A 24,681-nucleotide genomic window follows, 5' to 3' on the forward strand; every position below is an offset into this window, starting at 1 on the left:
GTGGAAAAGCCTGAGCGCCCCCCCTATCCCGGCGGGGGGGGGAGGCCGGGTACGGGATGGTGTCCGCCGCGGGGGTTGCGGAAAAGCCCGCCGGGGACGGGGGCGGCCCCCCCCCCCCCCCCGCCCCAGACCTGGCCCTTGCTGCCGTCGGGCATCGGGCCCTCGGCGTGGGTGACGGTCATGGGGGCGAACTCGGGCAGGGTCCGGTTGCCGAGGGTCAGGGACCCGGTGGCGGTCATGACCTCGCACTTCCACTGCGCCGCGTCGACCCCGGCGGGGATGGCGGGGCAGTCGGAGAAGTCGTACGAGGGTGCGGGGCCGGTCGCGGCTGCGGCGCTCGCGGTCCCGGCGACGGCGACGGTGAGGGCGGCGGCGACACCGAGTGCGGCGGCCGTGCGGCGGAGGGGCGTGTTGTTCTGCATGCCCCCACGGTGCCGTTCGGCCCGCCCCGCAGGTCACCGGGAAAGCCCCGGGCCCACCCTGACACGTCCCTGATGCCGGGTCAGGGGTGGCTGCTCATCGCCGAGTTGTCGATCAACCGGCGAGGAGGGCGAGGGCCGTGCGGCACGGGAGGAGGCTGACGGCCCTGGTGGCGAGGGCGGCGGCGCGGCCCGGGACGACGGTGCGGCGGCGGCGTTCCCGGAGGGCGGTCAGGGCGTCGGCGGCGACCTGCTCGGGTGTCCGCACCAGCGCGGAGGGGGCGTCCGCGTGGAGCCCGGGGCCGGTGGCGGTCGGGCCGGGGCAGAGGGCCGGCCCTCCGCGCCGGGACGGCCGCCCGGACGTGATTGATCCGCGCGGCGGTTCATTCGATGTAGAGGCTCCGGCCGTGACCGATCGCCAGCTGCCCCGGGAGGATCGGGTGCACCACCCGGCCGTCGCACGCCGGGCCGCTCCACACCCACGCCACGCCGTCCGTGAGGTTGACGACCTCCGACGGGACGAAGTCCCCCAGCGGGAAGCAGCCGCTGGGGTCGCCGTTCGGCGCGCCGTCGATGAACAGGACCCCCTGGGCCGCGTGTGCCGTGCCGGGCGCCGCGAGCGCCAGCACCGCGGCCGCCGCGCACGCCCCGAGCAGCCTTGCCGTCCTCCGCGTCCTCCGCGTCCTCATCGCCATCCGTCCGCCTCGTTCCTCTCGCCCGACCAGCAGTTGTGGCACACGGTAAGGCGAAGGTAACGGTGGGTGATACGGCGTGCGGTGGTGAAGGAGGGGCGCGTGGAACTCCAGAGTGCGGGCCTGCCCGGCCCCGGGGCCCTCACACCGCGGTGAGTGCCGGGACGGCCAGGGAGGTCCGCTCGGTGTTCGGGACGGCGACGCTGGGGGCGCTGGGGGACGGGATGCTGCGGGAGACCCTGGAGGTCTTCCTGGCCAACAACTGCTCGTGGGCCCGTACGGCGGAGGCGCTCCACCTGCACGTGAACACCGTGCACTACCGGATGGAGCGGGTACAGGTCCTGACGGGCCGTGACCTCTCGCGCCTGGACCACAAGCTGGACCTGTACGCGGCGCTGCTCTGCCGCTGAGCGGCCGGCACGGCCTGGCCGGGGACGTCGACGTGGACCTCCGTCGACTTCACGCGGGCGGTGACGCTGACGCCCACCGCGATCCCGAGCTCCTCCACCGACTCCCGCGTCACCACCGAGACGACGCGGTGCGGGCCCGACTGGATCTCCACCTGGGCCGCGACCTCGTCGACCCGTACGGCGGTGACGATGCCCGCGAAGGCGTTGCGCACGGAGGTGGCGGCGGGCCGGCCGGGCACGGGGTGCAGCCCGGCGGCCCGCCCCTTGGCGAAGGCGGCGAGCGCAGCGCCGTCGACGGACCGGGTGCCGTCGGGGGCGCGCAGCGAGGGCAGCCGGCCGGCGTCGGCCCAGCGGCGGACGGTCTCGGGGCTCACGCAGAGCAGGTCCGCGGCCTGTCCGATCGAGTAAGACGGCACGCCCGCAGCCTAGGGGGTGCCGTCCGGTTCGCGGCGGGGGCATAGGGCCGGCCTATGGGCCCATCGGTCCGGGGGTCCTACCGGGTGGCGGCGGGCCGGACGAGGGTGGGGTCAAGAGCCTTCCGATGAAGCAAGGACACCATGTACACCCTCCTGTTCCTCCTGATCTCCCTCTGCCTATGGGCGGTGCTGCGCGACTGGCCGCGCAGGTCACGGCTGTTGCTGTGGGCGGGGACGCTGGCGCTCACCACGCTCGCGTTCCTCCCCCACCTCGACCGCGCCTTCGGCCTGAGCTTCTGAGGAGGAGCCCGACATGACCGCCACCGCGACCACCACCGCGACCACCACCGTCACCCTTCCCCCCGTCCGGCTCTCCCACCGGCTCGGCCTCTGGTTCGCCCACGCCTACGTGCTGGGCATGTGCGCCACCGTCGGCGGCGCGTACGTCTTCCAGTTCGGCCTGTGGGAGTACCCCTGCCCGATGTGCCTGCTCCAGCGGATGTTCATGCTGCTCAGCGCGCTCGGACCGGCCATGATCATCGCCCGCTCGCGCAAGGGCGCGGTGAGCACCGCGGAGTTCGCCTCCGGGTGGGGCGTCGCGGTCGTCTCGGCGCTGATCGGCAGCACCGTCTCCGCCTCGCAGGTGCTGATGCACATCGTGCCCCCGGACCCCGGCTACGCGGGTGCCCTGTTCGGCCTGCACCTCTACACCTGGGCGGCGATCACCTTCCTGCTCGCGGTCCTCGCGGCGGCCGTGAACCTCGTCCTGGCCCGGGAGTTCCAGCCCCTGGGCGCGGCCCAGGTCTCGCCGGCCCTGCGCCGCGCGGCCGGCTTCACCCTGGCCGTCCTCGCGTTCTTCGCGGTCAGCAACCTGGTGGCCTGCTTCCTTCTCCAGGGCCTGCACTGGCAGATGCCCGGTGACCCGACCGGCTACCGGTTCTTCACCGATCTGCTGTGAGGTTGCGGGTCATCCGCTCCAGGACGCTGACCGCGGTCCGGTACTCCTGCGGGGAGATGCCGGCCGTCGCCAGCTCGCGGAAGGCCCCGACGCGCTCGGCCACCAGCACGAGCCGGGCGCGGCCGTCGTCGGTCAGGGCGAGGCGGTCCGGCTCCGGCCGGGCCACCCAGCCGCCGTCCAGGACGGCCGCGACGGCGGAGTCCAGGGCGGCGGCGTCGGCGTTGGCCGCGAGGACGGTCCGTACGGCGGTGTCGCCGGCCGCGGGGTCGTCGCGGACGACGTTCAGGACCTGCCAGCCGAGGCGGGTGAGGCCGAACTCGGCCAGCAGGGCGTCCATGGCGGCGGTGAGGGCCTGGTCGGTGCGGTTGAGCCAGTAGCCGATGGGCTTCATGACGGTGCTCCTTCGCGGTTCGGTGGTGCCGGGCCCGCCGGTTCGGCGGCCGGGTCAGTGGCCGGCTCAGTGGCCGGCGAAGGCGTCGGCGTTCTCGTGGGCCCACTGCGCGTAGGTGCGGGCGGGGCGGCCGAGGAGGGTCTCGGTGGTGTCGGCGACGGAGGCCGGGCCGTGGTTCGCGGCCTCCCACAGGTCGAGCAGCGAGGAGACCATCGGCGCGGGCATGTGGGCGCCCATCTGCCGCTCGGCCTCGGCGCGGGTGATCTGCTCGACGGGGATCTCGCGGCCGATGGCGTCGGCCAGGACCGCGATCTGACGGCGGAAGGTGAGCGACTCGGGGCCGGTCAGGGTGAGCCGGCGGCCGGTGAGGGAGTCGCCGGTGAGGGCCTCGAAGGCGATGTCGGCGATGTCCTCGGGGTGGATGGGCGCGATGTGCGCGTCCGGGTGGGCGAGCTGGACCGGCATGGACCGGCCGATGGGCCAGGCCCAGCCGAGGGAGTTGCTGGCGAAGGCGTCCGGGCGCAGGAAGGTGCAGGTCAGGGTGGAGGCGGCGAGGGCGCGCTCGACCTTGAGGCTGTGGCTCGCGAGCGGGTCGTTCTCGGCGCCGGGGGCGAGGACGGAGGACGAGGACAGCAGGACGACGTGCTCGACGCCGGCGGCCTCGGCGGCGGCGATCAGTTCGTGGATGCCGGCGGGCTCGGGGTAGAGGAAGACCCGGCGGACGCCGTCCAGTGCGGCGGCGAAGGTAGCGGGGCGGTCGAGGACGAGCTCGCGGCTTTCGACGCCGGCCGGGACGGTCAGTCCGGCGGGGTGGGCGCTGGCGGCGCGGACGGGGAGACCGGCGGAGTGCAGGCGGGCGATGACGGCCTGGCCGACCTTGCCGCGGGCGCCGGTGACGAGGGTGGTCATGGGTGCTCCGTTCGTAGCGGCAGCCATTCATTGACTGTCGACATATGCATGCTTGCATGCACACGTTTTCACGTCAACACATGTTTGCGAGAACTCACGGATGTACGATCGGGGCATGACGAAGCAGCAGGCGGACATGGAGGACGAGGAGCTGCTGAACGCCGTCGGCCCGGCGTTCGGGAAGCTGCGGCGCTCCTCGCTCCTGGAGGTCGAGGACCCGATCTCCCAGAAGGACCTCGGCCGGACCCTGGTCCTCAACGTGGTCCTGGAGATCGGGCAGGACGGCGCCCGCGAGGTCACCGTCGGCGCCGTGGGCGCGCACCTGGGCACCGACCCCTCGGTGGCCAGCCGCATGGTGTCCGACTGCATCTCCGCCGGCTACCTGGTCCGCGCCGCCTCCCAGCAGGACGGCCGCCGCACGGTCCTCCACCTCAGCCCCGAGGGCCAGGAGCTGATGGTCCGCTTCCGCCGGCACCAGCGCTCGGCCTTCGAATACATCACCGCCGACTGGAGCGAGCGCGAACGCCTCGACTTCGCCCGCCTGATGCTCAAGTACGTCGCGTCCCAGGAATCCCTGCGCCGACGCGAGGGCTGAGCCGCCCGGCGGCGGGAGCCGGCCGCGGCAAGGCCTTCGGCACCTTCGGGGGCCCCTCCGGGGCGTACAGCCCGGCGACGACCGGACCGGCTCGGACGGCCCTCAGGCCGTTTCCTCCGCCAGGCGGGCGGCCGGCCCGTCGGGCAGGGTCCAGGCCGAAGGCGAAGCTGTCCTGCGGGGCCTCGGCGTAGCCGGCGGCGCCCGACGAGCCGAGCCGCTCCCGCGGGCGGGGGAAGCCGGAGGCGGCCTCGACGGCCTCCCGCATCACGGCGGCGAAGGCCTCCTCGGGGTCGCGTCCCTCGCTCTCGATCCGCCGGGTGAGCGAGGTGGTGGCGGGCAGCTCGACGGCGTTCCGGACGATCTGTTCACGGGGTGGCGTGTCGCGTGGCATGCGCTCACGAGAGGTGCCGGGGCTTGTCTTGCGCAAAGTTCAAGCGAGTGCTCGCACGGCTTTCAAGCCCTCACTCCCCTCGCGGACGCCGCGCCCCGCAGAACGACGTAGACACTGTCCATCCCATGGGGTAGACGGTGTCTACGAAAGTCGCCGTTTCTGAGTACGCATACTCAGGGCGCGCCGTCCCCGCACTGGAAGCGTCTGACGCATGGACAAGATCTACTCAGTGGTGGGCAGCACCCTCGCCGGTCTGTTCACCGGGTACCTGGCGATGGGGCTGTGGTGGTGGGGCGCCGCCGAGGACGGCCGCTGCGAGTCCGGCCCCTCGATCTGCCTCCCGGTGTACCGGTTCATCGGCTTCGTCTCGTGGTTCGTCCTGGCGGCGGTGTTCTTCGTGATCGCCCTGCGCCTGCTGGACGTCCGCCCGAGGACGGCGACGCTCCCGGCCTGCCTCGCCCTGCAGATGTACGCCCTGACGATCCTGGCCCCGCTCTCGGCCCGCGAGTACCCGGAGCCCTCGCTCCTCACCCTCTCCGCCCTGGCGGCCGGCCCCGGCCTGGTGGCCCTCTGCGTGTTCCCGGACCGGCGCCGCCGGGGCCTCACCGCGATCGGCGCCCTGATGGCCGGCTCCTTCATCGCGTACGGCTGTGTCGAGGGCTTCCCGTGGTGACCCCGCCCGGCCTGGGACGGCTGCCGGGCGTGGAGGAACTGCTGCTGAGCGGGCCCCGGCCCCCGTCGCCCCGGTCCGCCCGCGGCGGACGATCCGCGGGATCCGCGAGTCCCTGCCCGAGCGCCGGCTCGCGGCCTTCGACGCCGAACTCGCCGACACCGAAGCGACGCCCTGCCCGCCCTCCTCCACCGCTGGGCGACCCTCGCGGCGGACGGGTCCGCGCAGTGACGGGGACGGGAACGGGGTGAGGGGGCGGACCGGGAAACGCCGAGGGCCGGACCGCTGAGGCGAATTCGAGGGGGCGTTGCAGCACGTGGTCGGTTGACTAGGCCGCGAGCAGTTTCGTACGGGGTTCCGGCGGGGGCCGTACGCGTCCTTACCTGCTGCGGAGTGTTCAGTCCCGGCCCGTCCGAACAGTCTCGGACGGAGTGAATGAGACCAGGACGACGCGTCCGACGTGCTCTCGCAGCTATGCGTCATTCGCTACCTTCGGTGGAGGGGCGACAGCTGATCTTCGCCATGTGCCCATAACGTGGTGCACGCGACCGGCTACAGGGCGGCGCTCCCCATTGTGTCCAGCCCGACAGCTTCGTTCAGCTGGTTCCAGCCCAAGGGGCATCGCTGTCGCCGACAGAGGGCGGCTGCCGGACACGGTCGGCGGCTACTCGGCGGATGGGTCCTGTGAAAGCTCGGATCCGGGTCGCTCACGACCCTCTCGCGGGCAGCCCGGCCCAGGGTGGTCTTCAGGCATGAGCCCGTGACCACAGCGTGGAGGAGCCGATCATGAGCACTGCCCCGAATCTGCCGCTCCCGCCGCGCAGACCCGAGGAGTCCCATCCCCGGTCCCATCCGCTACGGACGATCCGGGAGATCCGGGAGTCTCTTCCCGAGCACCAGCTTGGGCACTTCGATGCCGAGCTGGCCGACACCGACACCGACATCGATGCCTTGCCTGACGTGCTTCACCGCTGGGCGACCCTGGGCGGCGACGGATTCCTTGAGCGGCTTACGGCGGCCCCGTTCGAGGGTCTGGAGTTCGGGCAGCGGCCCTACGACGATGCGGCGGACGACGAGTGATCTATCTGCTCGACACCAATGTGGTCGCCGAGATCACCACCCGGCCGAAGCCTGCCCCGGCCGTCGTCGCATGGGCTCGATCGGTCCGTCTCCTGCCCTCTACCTGAGCGTCATCACGGTCGCGGAGATCGAAGCAGGTATTGAGGGAACACCTGATCCGGTGCGGCGTACGGCTTTCGAGCGGGCGCTCACGGACATCCGCGATCAGTACCGCGACCGGATCGCCGCCGTCGGCGAGCGGGAGGCACTCGCCTACCTCGCTCTTCACCGGAGGCTCAAGAGTGCCGGAACCAGCATCGATCCCCCCGATGCGCTGATCGCCGCCACCGCCCTGGCGAACGGCTGGACGCTGGTGAGCCGCAACATCAAGCATCTGGCGCGATCAGGCGCACTCCTGCTGAACCCTTGGGAGTGCGCCGTCCTCGTGTAGCCTCTCGGTCGCCCCTGGACGGGCCCGGACGGAGATGAATGAGACGGAAACTGAGACGGCCCGGCCGAAGCCGAGCCGCCTCTTCGTTGTGGTCAGGTTGCAAGCTGGCGGATGGCCAACCCCAGCTGGACCGCGAACGGCAGGACGAAGAACCAGCCCACGCCAGCCCAGACACGGCCTGCAACTCGCTTCCCGCGTGTGGGCCTGGTTGGCTCGACCAAAGTCGCGCCAACCCGCACCGTCTCACCTGGGGCGAAGACGGCCCGCCCCGTGCGCTGTTGCCGTCGCCCTATCCAGACAAAGCAGACCGCAGCGATCAGGCACATGCCAGCGGCCTGAAGGTGCTTGCCGGGCGAGGCGGTTGCCGCGAGCGTGGCGGCAAGGTGCAGGTCCAAGGTTGATTCCCCCATGGAAATGATCTCCGCATAAGGCGAAACCTCCGGCAAGCGGGATTTGAGACGCCTCGTCTGCGGCGTCAGCCACGACTCACCCCAACTCCCATCCCGTCTGCCATCGACCCACACGTATGTGGAGCGGGCGCGATGCGCCCGGTGCCGTGACTGCTCGGCTTGTCCTGCGTCGACGGCAGACGGGATGGGAGTTCCCCCGCCTCAGCCCCATTCGGCCGGCACTCGCGAGTGGCGCCCCCGCCACCCCGGAGTCTGAGCGCCCCCGCCGGAGGCATGTTCGGTGAGGGAGGGAACCAGCGGCCCCGCTTGGGGCTCGGCTCATGCTTGGGCCTAGCGCATCGGCTAGACCGCCTGGAGCCGGAGCACCTGGAGACCTTCTACGCCAAGATGCAGAAGTCCGGGAGCAAGGTCGCCACCACGCACCACCGGACCATCCGGGTTGTGCTCGGCGAAGCCGTGAGGCGCGGGCACGTCGCCACGAACGCGGCGGAGATCGCCAAGGCCCCCCGGCTCGAAGAGGTTCAGTGGCTGCTGCTGGAGGCGTCCAATCTCCGGAACAGTGCCCGGTGGGTCGTCGCCCTGGCGCTCGGTCTTCGGCAGGGTGAGGCGCTCGGACTGCACTGGGGAGACCTCGGCCTCGACGCGGGATACCTGCGCACCCGGAAGAACCGGCTGCGCCCGAAGTACCGCCATGGCTGCACGTAGCCCTGCGCCCGGCACCCGGGCTACTGCCCGCAGCGCGAGCAGATCCGTCGGGAGTTCAGGAACACCAAGTCGCGGGCCGGACGCCGGACCATCGGCTTGCCCGACCCTGTGATCAAGCTGCTCCGGGCCCACCAAGAGGAGCAGGATCCGGAGCGGCTCGCGGCTGGTGCCGACTGGGAGGGCTCCGGGTACGTGTTCGCGTCGCCGACGGGCGGGCCCGTGATCCCGAACACGGACTACCACCGCTGGAAGCAGCTCCTGAGGGATGCCGGGGTCCGGGACGGCAGGCTCCGTGACGTGCGCCATACCGCTGCGACCGTGCTGCTCCTGCTCGACACCGGACGTCGTGGTCGACGCGGTCATGGGTTGGCAGCCTGGTGGAGCCGCTCGGATGCGGGCCCGGTGCGTGCACGTCACCGGGCCGCTGCTGAAGAAAGCAGCCGGGCAGGTCGGCGAAGCACTGTGGGGCCAGCACACAGGCGACTGAGACGGAAACCGAGACGGGGAAACGCCAGAGGGCCGGTCCGCTTGCGCGGTCCGGCCCTCTGAGCTGGCGGAGGATACGAGATTCGAACTCGTGAGGGGTTGCCCCCAACACGCTTTCCAAATGTTCGTATGGCTGTCCGGAGGGGGCCGTACGTGTCCTGACCTGCTGCGGAGCGTTCTGCTGGCCTTCGTCCGGACGGCCGCGGACGGCGGCGAATGCAACCAGAACTGCAACCATGGATACGTCTCTGGACGCGGGTCGGACGGCCTGATGGCTGCGGTGGGGGCTGCTCAGTACGTCGGGCAGAGGTGCGTGTGCACCGCTTCCACGATCTTGGCGGCCTTGGCCGGCCCGAAGCCGTCGGGGTGGCTGGGTGAGGTGAAGCGCTGGTTGGCGAGGTCGGTCTGCTTCGACTTGTCGTCGGGGAAGCTGGCGATCGTCTCGCACTGGTTGCGGCCTCGGTCGACGGCCTTGTCGGGCTTGGTGTTGACGATGTCCGGGTCGATGGCAGTCAGGGCCGCGATGTACTTGGCCTGTGTCGCCGCATCTGGCTTGGGCGGAATCCCCTTGCCCTTGGGCGTCTCGGCGGCGGCCGACGGGCTGCTCGTTCCCCCAGGCGCAGCGGGGGTACTCGGCGCGGCGGCGGGCGGGGTCTTCGCCGACGGCTTGTTGGTGCCCTGGTCGCTGCCACAGGCGGTGAGCCCCGCAGCGGCAATGAGGACGGACAGTACGGCGGTGGTGGTGCGGTGGTTCACGGCTCTCCCCTGCGCAGTGACTGTGTGCACAGAGGTCGATCGCTAAGCGTGGGCAAAGGTTGTACGCCCAGTCCCTCTTCCGCGCTGGCAGACATCCGTACGCTCAGCCGCCTGGACGGCGGCCCAGTGGGGTGCCGGGGGCGTCTCATCCCCCAGGGCTGGCCAGGAGGCGACCCTGCACGCCTGTATACTCATCGAACGAAAGCGCTTGACCCTTTACGGGTTGAGCAATGCATTTCGGTGACCATAGCGGCAGGGAAACGCCCGGCAACATTCCGAACCCGGAAGCTAAGCCTGCCAGCGCCGATGGTACTGCGAGGGGGACCTCGTGGGAGAGTAGGTCGTCGCCGATATCTTCTTTGAGGGCCGCCCCGCCTTGCGGGGCGGCCCTCGTTGCTTATTCGGCCTTATCGTATGGCCCGAGGAACCGCTCGCCGTTGAAGTGCACCATGTGTGTTTCTTCTTCCGCGATCCAGACTTCAGTCTCCCAGGCGATATCAGCCATGAACTGACGGAATTTCCCTCTTGTCAGGAACGCTGTGACGAACACCAGGCCAGGACTGGCGCCCGCGAAGAGCTCCTTGAGCTGGGAGATCCGCTGGTTGTCGACCGGTCCGGTGGAGGTAACTGCCTCTACCAGGACCAGCCAGTCCTTCTCGGTGAAGTGGATGACTACGTCAGGCATCTTGCCGTGGGGGTCCACCACGACTCCCAGGTCAGCCAGGTACTCCGGCTCGTTCACGATCCACTTGGAGCCGGTGTCCCCCAGGTAGACCACAGTGCCCTTGGGCGTGAACTGTGATCCGAAGCGCTCGACGACCGCTTTGATGAGTTCGCTGTGCGCCCCAGGGCTCAGGTCGGCCGTGTCGACTTTACTTCCGTCAGGCAATGTGACGGGCACTCTGTGAACCTGCCTCTCGGCAGCATTCACTTCGATCAGCTTCGGCTGCTCGGCGTGAAACTCCTTGAGGCGCTCATCCCACGCCGCAGTGCCAAAAGCCGCTATGGCCTTTAGGGCGATATCGCTTGGATGGTATCGGTTGTTTTGGTCATTCGTGGCACGGTTCGGGGCATCGGAGTTCTTGACGAGGATTCCGGCACGCACCAGCGGGTGTACGGATTCCTTGCGTACGGACTCCCGACTGTTCGGGGCGTACTTAACCTCGCCATTCCTCCCCTTGGGGATGTCCGGATAATTTTCGGCCATCCAATCCATGCACGGGGTCACCCCGAGGGTGTTGGAAGTGACCTCCTCCCATCCCTGTGTCGGGCGGAGATTAAGCATCGAAAGCAGCACGAGCGCGGTCCGCTTTCCCTGCTGCTTTTTCGGCATCCCTATTGCGGCGAGAATCTTCCTCGCCTCGTCGAGCTTCTTCTCCTGCTGTTCTTTCGTCACCCGTCAGCCCTCCCCCAACCGTCTCGGTACAGTGAGTGATGGTTAGGCTACATGGCGTCTAGGCAGGTGCTGGCGGCCGTTGAGGGGACGTGTGCTTCAAGTCGACTGCATGCTGTCTCCAGGGCGTCCGCAATCAGCCACCCGGCAGCCAGGAGTGCTGACTGCTACGCCTCGCCCAGCGTGGCGGGCTCGGTCGACTCCAGGTGGCGCTCGACTAGGTCGTCGAGCTTCTCCTGGTCGGGCCATCCACCCTCTATCCACTCGCCGCCAATGGCTTGAAGCTGGGCCTTGCTGGGGTAGCGCAGGTTCCGCAGGTCGGTTGCGTTGACCTGGGTGTGGCCGCTGAACCGTCGGATGAGTCGGTCCAGCAACGTGGAGTTGAGCCAGAGGCAGAGGCCGCGGGCGAGTTCTTTGGGGAGGCCGGCGCCTGCGCTGTGGAACACATTCACGTGGTTCTCGAAGCCAATTCGCGCGCAGGGCGTCACGTCTGGGTCGAATACGGTGGCAACCACACGACGTTTTTCCTCCTTGGAGGACAAGCGCTTCACGACGACGTAGTACCCAGAGGGGAAGGTCATCTTTTCGGTGTCTGGGTTAAGCGCGATTGCGTTGTTCTTCTTGGCGCCAGGCACGGGCCAGCGGATTCCGCCATCGCGCATGTGCAACGGGTAGATGAGCGGAACCGCACCGGCCTCAGGATCGGGCCGCAAGTGCTCCTTGGAGCGGAAGTCCACAACTCGGCCGGTCGAAACCTGGCAGTCGATCGTGGCGAGGGTGGCCGGAAGGCTTGCGTGAGTCGCCGCGAGCTGGGCGTCTTCCTCGTCTGCGCTGATGTGGATGAAATGCTCGCCATCTTCCGGCTGCACCATCTGCCGATACTCCACCACACGGCTGCGGGCTTCGCCGCCGTAGCTGTGGCTGGAGGAAACGACGATTGGCCCTCGGTCCGGAGCGTCGGTGCGTGTCGCCGAGAAGATCACATTTTCCTGGAGCACGTCCGTGTCCGCGAACACCTTGTTCCGTGCCTCAAACAGGTGCACTCGGTCGATGTGCATCCGGTCAAGGAGGTACTTGCGAAATGGCCGGAAGTAAGGTCCGTTCGCGAAGCTCCGCGGGGTGATTGCGACGAGCTGGCCGCCGGGGGCGAGAAGGTGGATCCCAAGCGCCATGAACGCGGAGTACAGGTTGGAAGTTTCTGTGCATGCCCTTGTGACGGCCATGCGCTCGCGGGAGCCAGCGGCGAGCTTCTTGTACGGGGGGTTCATGATCACAATGTCGAACGGCCCACGTGCTTCGCCGAACAGTCCTTCCGCCTGGGTTGCCCAGGCGATGAAGTCGTCCTTCACAAGCGTGGTCTCCACCCGTCCGCCGGCCGCTTCGGCCGTGCGCGCGCAGTCCTTCAGGGTCGCCGACAGGGTCTCGTGTAGCTGTGGGTCGTTCTCGCAGGCCGTCACGCTGAGGTGCGCTTCGGGCTGGCCTTGGAGGATGCGCGACACGAGAGAGGCGGTCAGAGAGCCGGCCCCAGCGCCGGGGTCCAGGATCCGGATCGGGCCTGTGCTGGCCAGCCTCGCCAAAGAGGCAATGAAGTCAGCGGCAGGGGCGGGCGTGAAGTACTGGCCGCGCTTCGCGCGCTCCTTGGGGTCAAGGGCCGAAGACGACTCCTGACGCCGCACTTCCGTGCGCGCCACAAGGTCCGATACCGCTGCTGCTACCTCTGCTGCCATGGGCACAGCGTAGCCAGATTGCACCCGAGCTGATGAGCCTGTGGAAAACGCTGTCGGTGAAGTCTTCCAATGGGATCACCGGCTCCCGCCGAGAGCTGCGAGGTGCAGCGCGAATCCTTCCGTCAAACTGGCGAGCACCGCCTTCCCCTTCTCTGCTGTGCCGAGGGCTGGAAAGCCGATCACCCCCGATTCGGTGTACGCCGCCATTCCTTGGACCAAAAGAAACGGCCGTGGACCACCGTCGTGGTCTGCCTCGCTGTATCCCTCGCGGACAAGCTCGGGGGCCGCGTGGAGAAGGATGGAGGTCTCGATCTCGCCGGCATGCATGTCGGCGTGACGGTCGGATACGAGGCCAGCGTGGTCGCGGGCTTGGTCCCAGTCGGCTCCGAGGGGGAACAGAGTGACCGCCGGCCCGTCGACGTTGGCTTCCTGGACGACGTTGGACAGGACGTAGTTTCCGCCGTGGCCGTTGACGATCACCAGCTTGTGGATGCCGGAGCGGGCGAGGGACGCGCGGATGTCGTCGATCACGGCGTAGAGGGTCTTGGCGCTGATGCTGACGGTGCCGGGGAAACCGGCGTGCTCGTGGCTGCACGACATCGTGATCGGCGGCAGCAGGTGAACGCGGTAGGCATCGGCTATCTCCTGGCTGATGATGCACGCGATGGCCGTGTCGGTGATCAGTGGGAGATGGCGGCCGTGCTGCTCGAAAGAGCCGACGGGTAGGACCGCCACGCGGGGTTGCAGTTCCTGGACGTCGGTGCTCGTGGCGGTCGGCAGCAGACTCACGACACTCCCTCTCATCGGGTTACAGGGCGGCGCTCATCATGATCACCCTGATCTGGTCAGCGACTTCTGGACTGCTTCGGTCAGCAAAGCCGCGCGCGCATCGTCCGAGCCGCTGACGATGTGGTTCATGACGTAGCCGAAGGCGATGCCGTGGGCGGGGTCGGCGAAGCCGAGCGAGCCGCCGCGGCCGGTGTGACCGAAGGCGTTCGGGCCGGTCATGAGGTTGCCCTCCGTGGGCAGCATGAATCCGGTGCTGAACCGGCTCGGGATCACCATGACCTGGTCCTGGCCGTTGGCCTGCTCCTGGATCGCAGAGGAGAGGGTCTTCTGGGCGAGCAGGCGTACGCCGTCGACCTCGCCGATCAGCGCGGCGTACATGCGCGCGAGGGCCCGTGCGGTGCCGATGCCGTTGGAGGACGGGAGTTCCGCGGCCTGCACCTCGGGGGAGTCGAAGTCGATTGCGGCCGGGTCGGTGACGGCGAACGCCCGGTTGCTGAAGGAGTTCGGGTCCCGCCAAACGGCGACCTGTTCGCGGAGCTCCTCGGGGACCGACTCGGCCGGCACCGTCGTAAGGTCTACCGCCGGTCGCCGGTACACCATGCGGCTGACCCGGTCGCGCTCGCTCGCCGGCAGGCCGATGAAGAAGTCCAGTCCGAGGGGGCGCGCGATCTCGTCGGCGAAGAAGCGGCCTGGTGAGCGGCCGGAGGCCCGGCGGATTACTTCGCCGACCAGCCAGCCCCAGGTTCGGCCGTGGTACCCGTGTGCGGTGCCCGGAGTCCACTGGGGACGCTGCGCCGCCAGCGCTACTGCCATGGGCTCCCAGGACAGTGCCTCTGCCAGCGGCAGCGGTTGGTCCAGGGCGACCAGGCCGGCCTGGTGGGACAGGAGCCAGCGGATGGGGATGTCCGCCTTGCCGTTCGCCGCGAACTCCGGCCAGTACTTCGCCACCGGCGCGTCAAGGTCCAGCAGTCCGCGCTCGACCAGCATGTGCGCCGCGGTCGCGGTGGCTCCCTTGGTCGCCGAGTAGACCAGTTGCAGGGTGTCCCGTGTCCACGGACGGCCGGTCTCGGGGTCTGCGACGCCACCCCACAGGTCGACCACCGGCTGGCCGTGCCAGTAGACGCACACGGCCGCGCCGATGTCCCCGTGCTGGGTGAAGTTCTCCATGAACGCCTCGCGGACCGGCTCGAACCCGGGCGCTACCTCACCGTCGATCGTCGTCATGCCGCTCATCCTGGCATCTTGGCTGCCCGCTCTGGCAGGGCAAGTGGGCCGTGCTCAAAGGCATTCGGCATCGATGCGTACGACGAGGGTGACGCGTTCGCCGCTCGTGATCGGCCGTACGCCGTGGATGTGGTCGCGGGTGGCCGGGAAGGCGACCAGGGTGCCGCAGGGCGGCTTGATCTCCTGGGCGGGGTTCTCGAAGAACAGCTCGCCGCCGCCGTAGGAGTCAGGGGTGTTGAGCCAGATCACGAGGGTGAGGTCGCCGCCGACGACGGGTTGTCCGTTGGTACGGGCCCGCTCGCGTTCGATGTCGGTGACCTCGTCGTGGTGGGCGACGAAGCCGACGCCGGGGCCGTAGCGGTAGACGACCGCCGGCTGGGTGGGTATCCGTTGCGGGGCGATCTCGAAGTGGCCACGCAATTGGGCGGCGCAGTGCGAGATGACCGCCTCTTCGAGGTGCGTCGGGATCTCGACGTACTCGCTCTTGCGCAGCGATTCGTCGATGACGCCCTGGTAGGTACGCGGGCGGGCGGTGTGGTTCTTCACGTGGTCCATCAGCGCTCCGCAGAGGCTGAGGGGGATCGCGCTCTCTACGACGAGCGGTAAGCGGCTCTTCCAGGTCATGAGGTGTGCTCCTAGAGCGCGAAGTCCCGCGCCGGCCAGCGGCCCATCGGGGTTCCGAACGAGCTGCTCCAGCTGCTGCGCCAGCACAAGGAGGAACAGGCTCGCGAGTGTGGCCTTGCCCGCGACCTGTGGACCGAGAAGGGGTACGTCTTCACCTCGCCCACCGGCGAGCCCCTGAACCCGAACACGGACTACCACAAGTGGAAGGAGCTGCTGAAGGCCGCAGGCGTTCGTGATGCCCGCCTCCACGACGCCCGCCACACCGCGGCCACCGTCCTGCTCATCCTCGGCGTCCCCGACGCGGTCGTCGACGCCATCATGGGCTGGGAGCCCGGCAAGTCCGCCCGGATGCGCCGCCGCTACCAGCACCTGACCAGCCGCGTACTCAAGGACACTACCGACAAGGTCGGCGGCCTCCTGTGGGGCACGGGCCAGGCGGATGCCGCGCCGAAGGCCGGCCAGAGCCCCGTTCCCGCCGAGCTGGTGGTCCACGTTGCCCGCCTCGGCGAGCGGCCCGTGCCCTTCCTCCACCGCGAGCACGCCGACGAGGTCGTCGCACGGTGGAGCGAGGACTGGCCCGACCACACTGCCCAAGTCGAGGAATGGGACCGCTGCCGCTGGGAACACCAGGCCCCCGGCGACGGGAGCGCTATCCGCGATCAGGTGCCGAGCCGAGCCGTGGTCTTCCACGCCAGAGCCCTCTTCCTCCCTGGCGGCGAACGCGCCGGGACCGAGCTCCCCGAGCAGTGGTCGGTGCCGGCCTGGGACTTCGAGACCGACCGCTACACCGACCGAGCCTCGGCCTGGCGCACGGCCCGGCGCCCCGGCCAGGGCCAGGAGGTCGAGGCCCAGGTCCGAGGCACGGACAAGGCCGCCGTGGAGGCGGCCTTCGCCGAGGCGTGTGCACAGGCTGTGGACCGTGCCCGGAACCCGGGGAAGTACGGCGACACCGACGAGTGGTAGATGAACCACCGAAGGGCGTACGGAGGGATGGGCCGCATTGCGTGTCCGCCAGGTGGGGCGGTCCCGTGCCGCCTCACCTGAGCCCCACGAAGAGACCCACAAGTGATGCTCCGAGGGTCATCGTGCCCGCAAAGGCGATAGCCCCTCGGCTGAGCGAGGCGGGCACGGTGTGGCCATCCCAGCGAGCGAGAGCGACCGCTGCACCTGCTACTGCCGTAGCCAGCAGGCTGATGAACAGGAGTGTGGCGAGGAGCAGGCTGGCGTGAGTGAGGTACATGGGTGTCTCCGATCTCGCGTTACGCGGGTTCTCTCGTGCGTGCGAGAACACGATCCGGCTGCGTTGTGCCTCGTGGGACCGCTTGGATGTTGTTCCGGCGACAATGACGGTTTGTCGCAGAACAATTGGGGGGTTGCGGTGGCGGCAAGGCCGAAGCGTCCAGGACGTCCGTGGTCGGCGCCCAAGGGGGCCAGTGTTGAAGTCAACGCACTGGTGAACACGGTTCGGTCGTGGATCGATGAAGCCGGACTGAGCGTTCGCGAGGTTCATGGGCGTTTGACCCTCGACCACTTCGAGACCAGGAAAGTGCCGGATCTTCGCCGGTTACGCGTACACCTGTCAGGCGAGGACTTGAACTGGGACGTGGTGGAGGCAGTCGCCGACGTGTGCTTCCCGGAGGAGCCAAGCGAGCAGGCGCGGCGGCGGGTGCGCACTGCGCGGGCCCTGTGGGACAAGGCGCGCACCTCCCCCACTTCGGTTGGCCTGGATGGGCAGGCGATCGTTTCGCCCCGTGAACTGATTGAGGAGAAGGAGCGAACGATCCAGGTCTATAGGGACCTTGTCCGGGCGCGCCAGGCATATGAGACGAGCGAACAGGGGCGCGAACAGGCCCTCAAGATCGCTTCGATGCTGTTCCTCGTCCTGGGGCAGGCGCAGGCCAAGGTTGCCGAGCTGTCGCGCCGTATCGATGCCCTCACGAGTGCTAGCACGCCCTTCCAGGGCCAGGTGCAGGCGCTTCAGCCGCAGCTTGATCGTGCCCGCGGGCAGGAGGTGCGCCTGAGTGTCCAGCTTGAGCGCGCCGTGCGGCAACGTGACGAGGCCCAGCGCATCGCCGACCTCGCTGCCCGCCGCGTACAGGCGTTGGAGGCGTACCTGCTGGAGATCGGCCAACGACCGCACTCCAGTGAGGCTGCGGAGCTTCCAGCCGTTCCCTCCGGCGCCCTTGATCAGCGCGGTCTTGGCGAGGATAGCGCTCTTGATCAGATCGACGAGATCCTCGCGCGGACAGGCGATGCATTGGATCGTGAAGAGGAGGCTGTCCAGGACGCGGCAGACGAACTCGGTGTTGCTTCTGACGGCGCCGTTGGTGAGCGCGTGATCCCAGGGGAGGTGCTACCAAGGCCCGGAACGCTCGAATCCCATCCTGCCGGGTTGTCCCGAACAACCCCGCACAACCCAGATGAGCAGGGAGAATCTGCGGAGCTTGGGGAACGCGTGACCCGCTCGGAAGAGATCGTTGCGGAGCTGAAGGAGCGGTTGGCGTCTGTCGAGAAAGACCGACGTGCCACCGCTGCCAATCTCCAGCGGTCCCTCCTGCCGCAGGAGCTGGAGCAGCCCGATGACTTGAGGATTGCGGCTGCCTATCGACCAGGCAGCACCGAGGTCGCCGCTGGTGGCGACTGGTACGACGTCATCACTCTGGGCGCCGGCCGCACGGTCTTCGTCGTGGGCGACGTGTTGGGCGGCTATGGGGTCCGCGCCGCTGCCGTCATGGGACAATTGCGCGCCGGTGTTCGGGCGTATGCCCGCCTGGACCTGCCGCCGCACGAGGTCCTCCAGCTCCTCGATGGTCTCGCCGTCGAGATCGCGGCCAGCCAGATCGCTACCTGCGTGTATGCCGTCTACGACCCGAACGAGGGACAGCTCGTCTACGCCTCCGCCGGCCATCTCCCGATCCTCGTCCGCGACGAAGCCGGCACTGTGCACCGGGCCTTCGAACCCACTGGTCCACCCTTGGGCACTGGAGACTGGCTTCACTCGTCTGGAGCCATCCCCCTCAGCCCCGGCTCTACTGCTGTTCTCTATACCGATGGCTTGGTCAAACGCCGCCACGTGGACATCGACGAAGGGGTCGCTACGTTGCAGACTGCCCTCGCTGGCGCGCAGGGCACTCCCACCGCCATCTGCGACCATCTCATGGGCGCCCTCGGCGGCGACGTAGATGATGACGACGACACCGCTGTGCTGGTCCTGCAGCACCCCGTCCGCACGGGTGCGGAGACTGATCTGTTCCGTAACGCCGCCCTGGAGCTCCTCGGGGGAACGGAAGTAGCACCCCGAGCCAGGGCGTTTGCTCGGGGCGTCGTGGCCTCGTGGGACCTCCCGGCGGATATGTGCGATCTCGGCGTCCTGGCTGCCAGCGAACTGGTGGCCAATGCTCTCCAGCACGGCAGCCCGCCCATGTGGCTCCGGCTGCGTCGCACTGACCGCCGCTTGGTCGTCGAAGTGACTGACGGGGACGATCACCTTCCCCGTCGGCGGCAGTCAGGGCCAGCTGATGAGACCGGCCGTGGCATCTCGGTTATCGCGGCGATTGCTTCTGCCTGGGGATCGCGTCGAACCCCAGGTGGCGGCAAGGCCGTCTGGTGCGAATTTCTGTTTGGCGCGTAGAAAGCTGGAGCGGGAGGGGCCTGGTAGCCCGAGCTGCATGGGCCCCCTCCGCGCTGCTGAGGCGGCGAACTTCTTTGGTGCTGAGCCCAGTTCGAGCCTTTACGTGCCCTGTCGTGTGTCAGTAGCCACTCCTATCGTGGAGGGATGGCCAATGGCGTGTGGCATACCAAATACGGCATTGAGATCAACCTGACGCAGCCAGACCTGGGGGTCCGTGGTTACCCCGGTCTGCTGGAAGAGATCATGACCAGCGTCTCGGAGCGGAACCCCCAGCTGCTGGAGTGCCTCGCGCACAAGGCTGGGAAGCCATGCGCGTCCGAGGCGGGTGGGAAGTCTCCGTGGATGTTCATCCGGCGGGCTCGCGTTGGTGGCCGCTCACCGCTGGTTGCCGCCCACCTGCCGATCACGCACAAGCCGACGCCGGCGGAGAGCGATCAGCACAAGGCCACCAAGGAGCGGGTCGTGGAGACCGCCGAGGGGTACGGGCTGACCGCCGATGCCGAGGTGGGCATGCCGAACCGGCGCGGCGTCACCGACGCCGTGGTCACCGGGCCCTCCGGCATCCAGATCGGCTGGGAGATCCAGTACTCCCCGCTCAGCCCCAGCAGCGTCCACCGGCGGTCGGTCAACGCCATGGAGCACGACATCACACCGCTGTGGGTTGCCAAGGACGACACGGCGGCCCTGATTGACCGAGCACCCTGGGCCCGGGTCGACGACATGTCCTGGCGGGAGATCGCCGACGGCAGGGAGATGGTCATCCGCGGCGGGTATCGGCACCTACAGGTCTGGCGCTGTCTGTCGAGCAGCGCGCTCCACTGTCCCGACAACGGCGGTACGGGCCATTGCGGCGCGATCCACGCCGAGTGGTTTCTCCCAGCGCTCTGCGACCCGCCCAAGCCGCCCGTTCGGATCGAGGACCTGATCCTGACCAGCGCCACCGGCGACAGCGTGCCGGTCTTCGTGCCGAGCCGTGGTGGCGGTCGTGCCGGCCGCCACATGTGGGTTCCCCGTACCGAGTGTCGGACCTGGCGGGAGCTGACCGGTCAGTGGAACCCCCTGCCCAAGGTGCAGGAGCAGGAGACTGACGACGAGATCACCTTCTCCGAGCAGGAGATCGATCGCTCTTGCCGGGCCGGCGAGGAAGGGTGGTTTCGGAGCGACCCCAGGCCGGTCAGGGATCTTGGGCAGCCCACGGGCGGCTTCACCCTCGCCCGCATGCCGGCCCAGCGGAAGCGGCGTGCGACGTGGATCACACAAGTCGAACGGTCCGCCGCAGCAGCCACCCTGGGATGTCCACCGTGGGAGGTCGGTCCGTGCATCGGCTGCGGGCAGCTGATGCGCCGGTACGGGCCCAACGCGGCGATGGCCTGTGACGCCTGCCGAGCCTCGGCCATGCCCAGGCAGCGAGGGGCGTAGATCGGGAACTGCAACCAAAACTGCAACCACGGAACGACGAAGGACCCGGCCGCTGGGCGGTCGGGTCCTTCGTTTGCCCTGGTGGGCGAGTGCGGAGGATACGAGATTCGAACTCGTGAGGGGTTGCCCCCAACACGCTTTCCAAGCGTGCGCCCTAGGCCTCTAGGCGAATCCTCCGCCGCAAACAATACAAGACGTTGAGGGGTGCTCGCGAACACGATCCGGATCGGCGGTCCCGGGCGGAACCGGGGAGGGGTCCGGCTCGATTCCGGGTGCCCGTATCCGCTAGGGTGGGGCCCAGCCCCTCACGTGGCGCTATCTCACCCAACTCCCCCAGGGCCGGAAGGCAGCAAGGGTAAGTGGGCTCTGGCGGGTGCGTGAGGGGCGCTTTGCGTTCCGGGGCGGGATCCGGGGGCGTCGGCGGGCCGCTGTTGTCGGTGGGCCCGGATAACCTCGTAGACGTGTCGTCCCTTGCGCTGTACCGCCGCTATCGCCCCGAGTCGTTCACCGAGGTCATCGGGCAGGAGCATGTCACTGCCCCGCTGATGCAGGCCCTGCGGAACAACCGGGTCAATCACGCGTACCTGTTCAGTGGCCCGCGCGGCTGCGGCAAGACGACCAGCGCGCGCATCCTGGCGCGGTGCCTCAACTGTGAGCAGGGTCCCACTCCGGATCCGTGCGGCGAGTGCCAGTCCTGCCAGGACCTCGCCAGGAACGGGCCGGGGTCCATCGACGTGATCGAGATCGACGCCGCTTCGCACGGTGGTGTCGACGACGCCCGCGACCTGCGCGAGAAGGCCTTCTTCGGGCCCGCGAGCAGCCGGTACAAGATCTACATCATCGACGAGGCCCACATGGTCACCTCGGCGGGCTTCAACGCCCTGCTGAAGGTGGTCGAGGAGCCGCCGGAGCACCTCAAGTTCATCTTCGCGACCACCGAGCCCGAGAAGGTCATCGGGACGATCCGCTCCAGGACGCACCACTACCCCTTCCGGCTCGTGCCACCCGGGACGCTGCGCGACTACCTCGGCGAGGTCTGCGGGCGCGAGGGCGCCAAGGTCGAGGACGGTGTGCTGCCGCTCGTCGTGCGCGCCGGCGCCGGGTCCGTGCGCGACTCCATGTCCGTCATGGACCAGCTCCTCGCCGGTGCGGGCGAGGCGGGTGTGACGTATGCCATGGCCACCTCCCTGCTCGGGTACACCGAGGGGTCGCTGCTCGATTCCGTCGTGGACGCCTTCGCCGCCGGGGACGGGGCCGCCGCGTTCGAGGTCGTCGACCGGGTGGTCGAGGGCGGGAACGACCCGCGCCGGTTCGTCGCCGACCTGCTGGAGCGGCTGCGCGACCTGGTGATCCTGGCCGCCGTGCCCGACGCCGGGGAGAAGGGGCTGATCGACGCCCCCGCCGATGTCGTGGAGCGGATGCAGGCCCAGGCGTCGGTGTTCGGCGCCGCCGAGCTCAGCCGCGCCGCCGACCTGGTCAACGCCGGGCTCACCGAGATGCGCGGCGCCACCTCGCCCCGGCTCCAGCTGGAGCTGATCTGCGCCCGGGTGCTGCTGCCGGCCGCCTTCGACGACGAGCGCTCCTTCCAGGCCCGGCTGGACCGGCTGGAGCGCAGTGGCCCGCCCGCCGGTGCCGCCTTCGCCCCGGCCGCCGCGCCCGCCATGGGCTACGTGCCCGGGCCCGAGGCGCACGGCATGGCCCCGGCCGGGCCGGGCGGCGGGGTCGCCGCCGCGCGTGCCGCCGTACGGGGTCCCGTGCCGGACACCGCCGTAGCGCAGGCGCCGCCCGCCCAGGCCCCGGCCCCCGTTCCGGCTCCGGCTCCGGCGCCCGTCCAGGCTCCGGCTCCCGTCCACGCTCCCGCGCCCGTCCAGGCCGCCGCTCCGGCCGCCGCCGCTCCGCCCGCGCCCGCGCAGGCGCCCGGTGCGTGGCCCGGGGCCGCGCAGCCCGGCAGCGGGGCGCCCGCCCCCGGCGCCTGGCCCGGGGCCTCCACCCCGGCCGCCCCCGCCGCGCCCGCCGCCGGGGCGTGGCCCAGCGCCGCCGTGCCCGGCAGCGGCGCCCCGGCCCCGGCCGCCCCAGCCCCCGCGCCCACCCCCGCCCCGGCGGCCTCCGCGCCCGCGCCGACGGCCGCCGCGCCCTCCGCCGAGATGTCGGCCGGGGCCGGGCAGGTGCAGGCGATGTGGCCCGGCGTACTGGAGGCCGTCAAGAACCGCCGCCGCTTCACCTGGATCCTGCTCAGCCAGAACGCCCAGGTCACCGGCTTCGACGGGACCACCCTCCAGCTCGGCTTCCCCAACGCCGGAGCCCGCGACAACTTCGCGAGCAGCGGCAGCGAGGACGTACTCAAGGCGGTCCTGGCCGAGCAGTTCCAGGTCAACTGGAAGATCGACGCCGTGGTCGGCGGCGGCGGACCGGCCCCGGCCGCGCCCTCCTCGTACTCCTCCTACTCCGCGCCCGCCCCCGCCTACAGCCCGCCCCCGGCGGCCCCGCAGGCGCAGCAGGCCGCACCCCCGGCGCAGCAGGCCCCGCAGCCGTCCGCCTACCAGCCGCCGCCCCCGCAGGCGGCCGCCGCGCCGCAGCCGCCCGTACGGCAGGCGCCGCCGCCGGTCGCCCCCGAGGACGACGTACCGGAGGAGGACGACCCGGACCTCGTCGACAGCGCCCTGACCGGACACGACCTGATCGTGCGCGAGCTCGGAGCGACCGTTGTGGAGGAATACACGAACGAGTAGCCCCCGCTGATTGGGTGGCCGCACGAAACCGGCCGCGCCGTCCGGGCTACCCTGGGCGGCGTGAAGGTCCTCGTCATCGGCGGCGGCGCCCGCGAACACGCCCTGTGCCGCTCTCTGTCCCTCGACCCCGACGTCTCCGCGCTGTACTGCGCCCCCGGCAACGCCGGCATCGCCGAGGTGGCGGAGCTGCGCCCGGTCGACGCCCTCGACGGCGCGGCGGTCGCCGCCCTCGCCGTCGAACTCGGCGCCGGCCTGGTCGTCGTCGGCCCGGAGGCGCCCCTGGTCGCCGGCGTCGCGGACGCCGTCCGCGCGGCCGGCATCCCGGTCTTCGGCCCGTCCGCCGAGGCCGCGCAGCTGGAGGGCTCCAAGGCCTTCGCCAAGGACGTGATGGCCGCGGCCGGGGTCCCGACCGCGCGCAGCTACGTCTGCACCACCGCCGAGGAGGTCGACGCGGCCCTCGACGCCTTCGGCGCCCCGTACGTGGTCAAGGACGACGGCCTCGCCGCCGGCAAGGGCGTCGTCGTCACCGGGGACCGTGCCGTCGCCCGGGACCACGCGCTGGCCTGCGACCGGGTCGTCATCGAGGAGTACCTCGACGGCCCCGAGGTCTCCCTCTTCGCCATCACCGACGGCGTCACCGTGCTGCCGCTCCAGCCCGCGCAGGACTTCAAGCGCGCACTCGACGGCGACGAGGGCCCCAACACCGGCGGCATGGGCGCGTACTCGCCGCTCCCGTGGGCGGACCCGAAGCTGGTCGACGAGGTCATGGAGCTGGTCCTCCAGCCGACCGTGGACGAGCTCCGCCACCGCGGCACCCCCTTCTCCGGCCTGCTCTACGCGGGCCTGGCCATCACCAGCCGCGGCACCCGCGTCATCGAGTTCAACGCCCGCTTCGGCGACCCCGAGACCCAGGTGGTCCTGGCCCGGCTGCGCACCCCCCTCGCGGGCGTGCTGCTGAACGCCGCGAACGGCACCCTGAACGCCCTCCCGGCGCTGAACTGGAGCGACGACGCGGCCGTCACGGTGGTCATCGCCTCCCACAACTACCCCGACACCCCGCGCACCGGAGACCCGATCGAGGGCCTCGGCGAGGTGGCGGCGCAGGACGCGCCCGACGCGTACGTGCTGCACGCCGGGACCCGGCGCGAGGGCGACGCCGTCGTCAGCGCGGGCGGTCGCGTCCTCTCGGTGACGGCGACCGGTTCCGACCTGGCGCAGGCGCGCGAGAAGGCGTATAAGGCGGTCGGGCGGATCAAGCTCGACGGGTCCCAGCACCGTACGGACATTGCCGCCAAGGCGGCCGAAGGCCGCTGACCAGCACGGCCGTCACGACGCGGGGGGGGGGGGGGGGGGGGGGGGGGGGGGGGGGGGGGGGGGGGGGGGGGGGGGGGGGGGGGGGGGGGGGGGGGGGGGGGGGGGGGGGGGGG

The 24,681-nt window shown here is 70.0% G+C and carries 22 protein-coding genes, 1 tRNA gene, 1 rRNA gene, 1 other RNA gene and 4 pseudogenes; 15 read left to right on the plus strand and 14 right to left on the minus strand.

Annotation, left to right across the window (positions count from 1 at the left end; translation table 11 throughout):
• Positions 1-23: 23 nt before the first annotated feature.
• The 3 genes from ACZ7IF_RS37755 to ACZ7IF_RS37765 form a co-directional block, all read right to left on the minus strand.
• Positions 24-422 (minus strand): hypothetical protein, encoded by a 399-nt coding sequence (locus tag ACZ7IF_RS37755; RefSeq protein WP_470981373.1) that lies wholly within the window; start codon positions 420-422, stop codon positions 24-26.
• Between the two features lie 112 nt (positions 423-534).
• Positions 535-687 (minus strand): hypothetical protein, encoded by a 153-nt coding sequence (locus ACZ7IF_RS37760; protein WP_470981375.1) that lies wholly within the window; start codon positions 685-687, stop codon positions 535-537.
• Positions 688-802: 115 nt separating this feature from the next.
• A complete protein-coding gene (locus ACZ7IF_RS37765) occupies positions 803-1,114 on the minus strand; it encodes a hypothetical protein (RefSeq protein WP_470981377.1) in 312 nt (103 codons plus the stop codon).
• 155 nt (positions 1,115-1,269) lie between these two features.
• Between ACZ7IF_RS37765 and ACZ7IF_RS37770 the strand changes: the two are divergent.
• A pseudogene (locus tag ACZ7IF_RS37770) lies at positions 1,270-1,521 on the plus strand (PucR family transcriptional regulator); the annotation flags it as partial.
• Positions 1,522-1,541: 20 nt separating this feature from the next.
• On the opposite strand, the pseudogene ACZ7IF_RS37775 reads toward ACZ7IF_RS37770, so the two are convergent.
• Positions 1,542-1,937 (minus strand): annotated as a pseudogene (locus ACZ7IF_RS37775) (TOBE domain-containing protein); the annotation flags it as partial.
• Positions 1,938-2,078: 141 nt separating this feature from the next.
• On the opposite strand from ACZ7IF_RS37775, the gene ACZ7IF_RS37780 reads away from it, so the two are divergent.
• Positions 2,079-2,237, plus strand: coding sequence for a hypothetical protein (locus ACZ7IF_RS37780; RefSeq protein WP_470981379.1), 159 nt, complete (start codon positions 2,079-2,081; stop codon positions 2,235-2,237).
• Between the two features lie 13 nt (positions 2,238-2,250).
• Positions 2,251-2,895, plus strand: a complete 645-nt coding sequence (locus tag ACZ7IF_RS37785; protein WP_470981381.1) for a disulfide bond formation protein B — start codon at positions 2,251-2,253, stop codon at positions 2,893-2,895.
• On the opposite strand, the gene ACZ7IF_RS37790 is transcribed toward ACZ7IF_RS37785, so the two are convergent.
• Positions 2,879-3,286, minus strand: a complete 408-nt coding sequence (locus tag ACZ7IF_RS37790) for a MarR family winged helix-turn-helix transcriptional regulator (RefSeq protein WP_470981383.1) — start codon at positions 3,284-3,286, stop codon at positions 2,879-2,881. The genes ACZ7IF_RS37785 and ACZ7IF_RS37790 overlap by 17 nt on opposite strands.
• A 66-nt stretch (positions 3,287-3,352) precedes the next feature.
• Positions 3,353-4,195: an NAD(P)H-binding protein gene (locus ACZ7IF_RS37795; RefSeq protein WP_470981385.1), complete on the minus strand. Its 843-nt coding sequence runs from the start codon at positions 4,193-4,195 to the stop codon at positions 3,353-3,355.
• Positions 4,196-4,310: 115 nt separating this feature from the next.
• On the opposite strand from ACZ7IF_RS37795, the gene ACZ7IF_RS37800 reads away from it, so the two are divergent.
• Complete coding sequence (locus ACZ7IF_RS37800) at positions 4,311-4,790, plus strand: MarR family winged helix-turn-helix transcriptional regulator (RefSeq protein WP_470981387.1); 480 nt, start codon at positions 4,311-4,313, stop codon at positions 4,788-4,790.
• Here ACZ7IF_RS37800 and ACZ7IF_RS37805 read toward each other — a convergent pair.
• Entirely contained in the window at positions 4,744-5,181 is a 438-nt protein-coding gene (locus tag ACZ7IF_RS37805; RefSeq protein ID WP_470981389.1) for a hypothetical protein, read from the minus strand. The two genes, ACZ7IF_RS37800 and ACZ7IF_RS37805, sit on opposite strands and share 47 nt — an antisense overlap.
• A gap of 211 nt (positions 5,182-5,392) precedes the next feature.
• Here ACZ7IF_RS37805 and ACZ7IF_RS37810 point away from each other — a divergent pair, with 211 nt between their 5' ends.
• The 4 genes and pseudogenes from ACZ7IF_RS37810 to ACZ7IF_RS37825 all read left to right on the plus strand — a co-directional run.
• Positions 5,393-5,854, plus strand: a complete 462-nt coding sequence (locus tag ACZ7IF_RS37810; protein ID WP_470981390.1) for a hypothetical protein — start codon at positions 5,393-5,395, stop codon at positions 5,852-5,854.
• Positions 5,855-6,637: 783 nt separating this feature from the next.
• Positions 6,638-6,931, plus strand: a complete 294-nt coding sequence (locus ACZ7IF_RS37815) for a hypothetical protein (RefSeq protein ID WP_470981391.1) — start codon at positions 6,638-6,640, stop codon at positions 6,929-6,931.
• 70 nt (positions 6,932-7,001) lie between these two features.
• Positions 7,002-7,361, plus strand: coding sequence for a PIN domain-containing protein (locus tag ACZ7IF_RS37820; RefSeq protein WP_470981393.1), 360 nt, complete (start codon positions 7,002-7,004; stop codon positions 7,359-7,361).
• A 746-nt stretch (positions 7,362-8,107) separates the two neighbouring features.
• A pseudogene (locus ACZ7IF_RS37825) lies at positions 8,108-8,963 on the plus strand (tyrosine-type recombinase/integrase); the annotation flags it as partial.
• Between the two features lie 290 nt (positions 8,964-9,253).
• Here ACZ7IF_RS37825 and ACZ7IF_RS37830 read toward each other — a convergent pair.
• Positions 9,254-9,718, minus strand: a complete 465-nt coding sequence (locus ACZ7IF_RS37830) for a hypothetical protein (protein WP_470981395.1) — start codon at positions 9,716-9,718, stop codon at positions 9,254-9,256.
• 236 nt (positions 9,719-9,954) lie between these two features.
• Here ACZ7IF_RS37830 and rrf point away from each other — a divergent pair.
• A 5S ribosomal RNA gene (rrf, locus tag ACZ7IF_RS37835) occupies positions 9,955-10,071 on the plus strand.
• A gap of 44 nt (positions 10,072-10,115) precedes the next feature.
• On the opposite strand, the gene ACZ7IF_RS37840 is transcribed toward rrf, so the two are convergent.
• The 5 genes from ACZ7IF_RS37840 to ACZ7IF_RS37860 all read right to left on the minus strand — a co-directional run bounded on the left by ACZ7IF_RS37840 (position 10,116) and on the right by ACZ7IF_RS37860 (position 15,475).
• Complete coding sequence (locus ACZ7IF_RS37840; RefSeq protein ID WP_470981396.1) at positions 10,116-11,114, minus strand: BsuBI/PstI family type II restriction endonuclease; 999 nt, start codon at positions 11,112-11,114, stop codon at positions 10,116-10,118.
• 164 nt (positions 11,115-11,278) lie between these two features.
• On the minus strand, positions 11,279-12,838 hold the full coding sequence (locus ACZ7IF_RS37845) for an Eco57I restriction-modification methylase domain-containing protein (RefSeq protein WP_470981398.1): 1,560 nt from the start codon (positions 12,836-12,838) through the stop codon (positions 11,279-11,281).
• Positions 12,839-12,913: 75 nt separating this feature from the next.
• The gene (locus tag ACZ7IF_RS37850) at positions 12,914-13,642 is read right to left on the minus strand and encodes a creatininase family protein (RefSeq protein ID WP_470981400.1); all 729 of its coding nucleotides are present in this window, start codon (positions 13,640-13,642) and stop codon (positions 12,914-12,916) included.
• A gap of 27 nt (positions 13,643-13,669) precedes the next feature.
• Positions 13,670-14,851 carry a serine hydrolase domain-containing protein gene (locus tag ACZ7IF_RS37855; RefSeq protein WP_470981402.1) on the minus strand — a complete coding sequence of 394 codons (1,182 nt, stop codon included), beginning with the start codon at positions 14,849-14,851 and terminating at the stop codon, positions 13,670-13,672.
• Positions 14,852-14,905: 54 nt separating this feature from the next.
• Positions 14,906-15,475 carry a 2OG-Fe(II) oxygenase gene (locus tag ACZ7IF_RS37860; RefSeq protein WP_384650171.1) on the minus strand — a complete coding sequence of 190 codons (570 nt, stop codon included), beginning with the start codon at positions 15,473-15,475 and terminating at the stop codon, positions 14,906-14,908.
• Positions 15,476-15,490: 15 nt separating this feature from the next.
• Here ACZ7IF_RS37860 and ACZ7IF_RS37865 point away from each other — a divergent pair.
• From ACZ7IF_RS37865 to ACZ7IF_RS37875, 3 genes and pseudogenes are all read left to right on the plus strand, one after another.
• Positions 15,491-16,438, plus strand: a pseudogene (locus ACZ7IF_RS37865) (tyrosine-type recombinase/integrase); the annotation flags it as partial.
• A gap of 1,138 nt (positions 16,439-17,576) precedes the next feature.
• Complete coding sequence (locus tag ACZ7IF_RS37870) at positions 17,577-19,106, plus strand: ATP-binding SpoIIE family protein phosphatase (RefSeq protein WP_470981409.1); 1,530 nt, start codon at positions 17,577-17,579, stop codon at positions 19,104-19,106.
• A gap of 144 nt (positions 19,107-19,250) precedes the next feature.
• Positions 19,251-20,525 carry a competence protein CoiA family protein gene (locus tag ACZ7IF_RS37875; protein ID WP_470981404.1) on the plus strand — a complete coding sequence of 425 codons (1,275 nt, stop codon included), beginning with the start codon at positions 19,251-19,253 and terminating at the stop codon, positions 20,523-20,525.
• A gap of 92 nt (positions 20,526-20,617) precedes the next feature.
• Here the strand turns inward: ACZ7IF_RS37875 and ACZ7IF_RS37880 are convergent.
• Positions 20,618-20,702: transfer RNA gene (locus tag ACZ7IF_RS37880), tRNA-Ser, on the minus strand.
• 119 nt (positions 20,703-20,821) lie between these two features.
• On the opposite strand from ACZ7IF_RS37880, the gene ffs reads away from it, so the two are divergent.
• From ffs to purD, 3 genes are all read left to right on the plus strand, one after another.
• Positions 20,822-20,920: signal recognition particle sRNA small type (ffs, locus tag ACZ7IF_RS37885), an RNA gene on the plus strand.
• Between the two features lie 66 nt (positions 20,921-20,986).
• A complete protein-coding gene (locus ACZ7IF_RS37890) occupies positions 20,987-23,254 on the plus strand; it encodes a DNA polymerase III subunit gamma and tau (RefSeq protein ID WP_470981406.1) in 2,268 nt (755 codons plus the stop codon).
• Positions 23,255-23,314: 60 nt separating this feature from the next.
• Positions 23,315-24,568, plus strand: coding sequence for a phosphoribosylamine--glycine ligase (gene purD, locus ACZ7IF_RS37895; protein ID WP_470981407.1), 1,254 nt, complete (start codon positions 23,315-23,317; stop codon positions 24,566-24,568).
• The last annotated feature ends 113 nt before the right edge of the window (positions 24,569-24,681 follow it).

Source organism: Streptomyces sp. NPDC037421, assembly GCF_055602105.1.